Source organism: Dolichospermum sp. LEGE 00246 (assembly GCF_015207865.1).
GTDB classification, from domain to species: Bacteria; Cyanobacteriota; Cyanobacteriia; order Cyanobacteriales; family Nostocaceae; genus Dolichospermum; species Dolichospermum heterosporum.
The window spans coordinates 1-3,740 of record NZ_JADEWA010000513.1; the positions used below are offsets into that span (position 1 = coordinate 1).

Below are 3,740 nucleotides of genomic sequence, written 5' to 3' on the forward strand. Positions count from 1 at the left end.
TTTTTTTTTTTTTTTTTTTTTTTTTAATCATCCGGCGACCACCGAGATTTACACGGTCTAGGTCGTCGGCAGCGTCAGCTGTGTATAAGAGACAGGTGGGGGGAGTGGGGGGAGTGGAGGAAAAATAACAACTGACCAATGACTAATGACTAATGACTAATGACTAATTCCAATCCTGCTCATCCTTTTTGCCACGACTTTTGTAAACTCCGCCTGTATCATGAATTTGACGGGTTTTGGCAAATAGTTCAGCTTCAGTTAAACCCCAGCGTTGCAAAACTTTATCTAAGTTGCTTTGAATGTCTCGCGCTCCTGGGAAACCTTGATAGCGAATTTTTAGTCTAGCTAATTCCGATAAATTGTAATCGTTTGCGTCTTGAGCGAGTAAAATATCAATAAGGGGGCGATCGCGGTTGTAGAGTGGATGTTGTTGGTCTTTACCACCGGGAATTTCTGTCATCATCAATACCTGTACGAAGTTAGCAATCCATCAACAACTCAAGATTAAAAATCTCGACCATTGCTAATTATCCACCATAATCTAGTGAATGACGGCAACTACGCCTTGTCACTTACGGCTCTCACTACTGCCATTCAGCTTAAAATAAAGATACATTATCTTTAAGAAAATACAAGAAACTTTAGATGAGGGTGAACTTAATATCTCACCCAAAGTCCAAGCAGCACGAGGGAAAGAACCCGCTATGTTTGAACACTTCACTTCCGAAGCCATTAGGGTAATCATGTTAGCTCAGGAGGAAGCACGACGACTGGGACACAATTTTGTAGGAACAGAACAAATTCTCCTGGGTTTAATGGGAGAAGGAACAGGTGTTGCTGCTAAAGTGTTGACTGAGTTGGGTGTTACCCTGAAAGAATCCCGTCGGGAAGTAGAAAAAATAATTGGCCGGGGTTCTGGGTTTGTCCCACCGGAAATTCCTTTTACCCCGAAAGTAAAAAGCCTGTTTGAGCAATCTTTCCGAGAAGCTCACGGTCTTGGACATAATTACATAAACACTGAACACTTATTATTAGGTTTAACGGAGGCTGGTGAAGGAGTCGCCGCCAAAGTATTACAAAATCTAGGAGTGGATTTACCAGTTATCCGTTCGGCTGTGATGAGCCGATTGGGTGAAGATACAGCGGTTGTCACTGGTGGTAGAAGTAATTCCCAGCGCAATCAAAATCTATCTATAGAGGAGTTTGGCAGAAACCTTACCAAACTGGCTCAGGAGGGCAGACTAGACCCAGTAGTCGGTCGCCAGCTAGAAATTGAAAGAACGGTGCAAATTCTCGGTCGGAGAACCAAAAATAACCCAGTTTTAATTGGTGAGCCAGGTGTGGGGAAAACAGCGATCGCTGAAGGTCTAGCGCAACGCATTGTCAATCAAGACGTTCCCGAAATTTTACTTGATAAACAAGTAATTAGTTTGGATATGGGGTCTGTAGTGGCGGGAACTCGCTTCCGGGGTGAATTTGAGGAACGCCTCAAAAAAATCATGGAGGAAGTCCGCACCGCAGGGAACATCATCTTAGTGATTGATGAAATTCATACCTTAGTCGGTGCAGGTGGCACAGAAGGCGGTTTAGATGCAGCTAATATCCTCAAACCGGCTCTAGCCCGGGGAGAACTCCAGTGTATTGGTGCGACCACATTAGATGAATATCGTCAACACATCGAACGGGATGCGGCTCTGGAGCGGCGGTTTCAGCCAATTTTGGTAGGAGAACCATCAGTAGCAGAAACTATTGATATTCTTTATGGTTTACGCGGTGCTTACGAACAACATCATAGAGTTAATATTACTGATGAAGCGGTAATTGCGGCGGCTGAATTGGCAGATCGTTATATTAGCGATCGCTTTCTACCCGACAAAGCCATTGACTTAATTGATGAAGCCGGTTCTCGTGTCCGCTTGCGTCACTCCCACATTGCCAAAAACAAGGAACTCAAACGAGAATTAACCACCGCCATCAAAGCCAAATCAGAAGCCATCAGAACTCAAGATTTTGGCAAAGCTGGTAAATTGCGGATACAAGAATTAGAACTGCAAGCCAGACTTGATGTAGAAGAAAATCAAGAAACCGTTAACTCTCCCCTCGTCAACGAAGAAGACATCGCCCAAATTGTCGCTTCTTGGACAGGTGTTCCCGTCAACAAACTGACTGAATCTGAATCAGAGTTACTTTTACATCTTGAAGACACCTTACATACAAGACTCATCGGTCAAGAACAAGCAGTTACAGCCGTTTCCCGCGCTATTCGTCGCGCCCGTGTCGGCTTAAAAAGTCCTAATCGTCCTATTGCCAGTTTTATCTTCTCCGGACCAACCGGTGTAGGTAAAACCGAATTAGCCAAAGCCTTAGCTGCTTACTTCTTCGGTTCAGAAGAATCAATGGTGCGTTTAGATATGTCCGAATACATGGAAAGCCACAACGTTTCTAAGTTGATTGGTTCACCTCCAGGTTATGTAGGATACGACGAAGGCGGACAATTAACGGAAGCTGTGCGTCGCAAACCCTATACAGTGCTACTATTCGACGAAATCGAAAAAGCGCATCCCGATGTATTCAATATGCTGCTGCAAATCTTGGATGACGGTCATCTTACGGATGCCAAAGGTCGGAAGGTAGACTTCAAGAACACATTAATTATCTTGACATCTAATATCGGTTCTAAGGTAATTGAAAAAGGTGGTAGCAGCTTAGGGTTTGAATTTGATAATCACGCAGACGCTAGTTATCATCGCATTCGTAACCTAGTTAACGAAGAACTCAAAGCATATTTCCGTCCCGAATTCCTCAACCGGGTGGATGATATTATCGTCTTCACTCAACTCAACAAAGATGAAGTCAAGCAAATTGCTGAAATCATGCTGCGTGATGTTGGTAGTCGCCTCAAAGATAAGAACATCACCTTAGAAGTGACTGAAGCCTTTAAAGAGAAGGTTGTACAGGAAGGTTATGACCCTAGCTACGGTGCTAGACCATTACGCCGTGCTATTATGCGTCTCTTGGAAGATTCTTTGGTTGAAGCGATCTTATCTGGAGAAATAGCAGATGGAGATAAGGCTATTGTTGATGTAGACGATGATGGACAGGTAAAAGTCATAAAATCGGAAACCCGTGAGTTGTTATTAACTAACGTTGGTTAATTACGGATTTCTACAATATTGGTAATTTATTTGGTGGGTAACTTTATTGTTAACCCACCTTTTTTTATGGGTTTTTTATAGAAGAATATGGACTAATTGAACTTACCTGCTGTGTCATCATCAAGAATCACTCCAGGACTAACGGAATATAAATTAACTCGTAAGTTTCAACGCAGCGGCTAAAATATTATCATCAGATTCTATCTCATCTAAATTATCTACCTTCATTTGTTGCATAATTTGACGATGAGTGATTTCATATTGAGCATCTACTAAAGTACGTGCTATTTGATAGGTGATTTTTTGCCAATCTTCAGGTGAAGCTATTATTTCTATATGCTGCAATGCTGTATAAGCCTCTGCTGGTAGCTTTAGTAAAAACTTTAAAGCTAAATTAATATTTGGCGTTGGTGTTTGTTCAGCTATTTTAGATAAATCTATCATCACCCCATCAGTTTCTTTATCAGAGTAAGTCAATCTAGTTTCTTCAGACATATAAATTCCTCGTGAACTTTGTGGTATAATAAAAACTGTATTTTTTCTCAATTTAGAAATTGCTAAGATTAAGTACACCTAACTATATAT

General features: G+C 41.8%; 3 protein-coding genes. 1 reads left to right on the forward strand and 2 read right to left on the reverse strand.

Features of this window, described 5'->3' with window-relative positions; genetic code table 11:
* Window positions 1-163: 163 nt before the first annotated feature.
* A complete protein-coding gene (locus IQ228_RS23120) occupies window positions 164-460 on the reverse strand; it encodes a DUF3288 family protein (protein ID WP_027402032.1) in 297 nt (98 codons plus the stop codon).
* Window positions 461-704: 244 nt separating this feature from the next.
* Between IQ228_RS23120 and IQ228_RS23125 the strand changes: the two genes are divergently transcribed.
* Window positions 705-3,155 (forward strand): ATP-dependent Clp protease ATP-binding subunit, encoded by a 2,451-nt coding sequence (locus tag IQ228_RS23125; RefSeq protein WP_193964568.1) that lies wholly within the window; start codon window positions 705-707, stop codon window positions 3,153-3,155.
* Between the two features lie 153 nt (window positions 3,156-3,308).
* Here the strand turns inward: IQ228_RS23125 and IQ228_RS23130 are convergent, their stop codons facing one another.
* On the reverse strand, window positions 3,309-3,650 hold the full coding sequence (locus IQ228_RS23130; RefSeq protein ID WP_027402030.1) for a hypothetical protein: 342 nt from the start codon (window positions 3,648-3,650) through the stop codon (window positions 3,309-3,311).
* Window positions 3,651-3,740 lie beyond the last annotated feature (90 nt).

Bases quoted from the DNA above. Each gene is read 5' to 3' on its own strand.
- IQ228_RS23130 (WP_027402030.1), bottom strand. From the start codon at position 3,650: ATGTCTGAAGAAACTAGATTGACTTACTCTGATAAAGAAACTGATGGG.
- IQ228_RS23120 (WP_027402032.1), bottom strand. From the start codon at position 460: ATGACAGAAATTCCCGGTGGTAAAGACCAACAACATCCACTCTACAAC.
- IQ228_RS23125 (WP_193964568.1), top strand. From the start codon at position 705: ATGTTTGAACACTTCACTTCCGAAGCCATTAGGGTAATCATGTTAGCT.